This is a genomic window from Pseudoalteromonas sp. SG45-3 (genome assembly GCF_014164075.1).
In the GTDB taxonomy this organism is placed as follows: Bacteria; Pseudomonadota; Gammaproteobacteria; order Enterobacterales; family Alteromonadaceae; genus Pseudoalteromonas; species Pseudoalteromonas distincta.
In genome coordinates this window covers 1-701 of record NZ_JACJEN010000063.1, presented here as the reverse complement: position 1 = coordinate 701, position 701 = coordinate 1, and the positions used below count along the sequence as shown (strand labels likewise).

The window sequence follows — 701 nt, the reverse complement described above, 5'->3', positions numbered from 1 at the left end:
ACCATCACCGACAGCGCAGGCGCTGTGCAAACCATTGAGACCCTAGTTGGCAGCGATGGCCACTGGAACATTGAGATTCCAGGTGCCCTTGCACAAGGTGACTTTACTGTAAGCGCGAGTATTACCGATGCGGCAGGCAACGAGAGCACAGTAAACAGCAGTGGTAATGTGGATACTATTACGCCAATCGTCACCGTTGATGCACTGGGCTTGGGTAACGACAGCACCCCAGTGATTAGTGGTACTTCAACAGAGCCTGAAGGCACCGTTGTAAACATTGTTATTACTGACAGTAACGGTGATGAACACCCAATCACCGCCACCGTGGATGCAAACGGTGATTGGCAAGCAACCAGCCCTGAATTACCAGATGGAAGCTACAGCGTACAAGCCAGTATCACCGATGATGCAGGCAACACCGGCGGCGCGACACAAACGGGCAACCTAGATACCTTAGCGCCAACACTGACGTTAGACACAGTCGGCGCAACCAACGACAGCACGCCAACAATCAGCGGGACATCGAACGCGCCAGTAGGCACGGTTATAACGATTAACGTCACGGATGCAGATAATACAGAAACGTTTACTGCAACAGTACAAGCCGATGGCAGCTGGTCAGCAGATGTACCGAACGCGTTAACTGATGGTCCACTCACTATTGAAGCAAGCGTTAGTGATAACGCCGGTAATACCACTAC

1 protein-coding gene is annotated in these 701 nt (G+C 51.8%); it reads left to right on the top strand.

Translation table 11 applies throughout. The annotated features are described in order from the left end of the window. On the top strand, positions 1–701 hold a 701-nt coding region (locus tag H5126_RS21255), incomplete at both ends, for an Ig-like domain-containing protein (protein WP_182758584.1).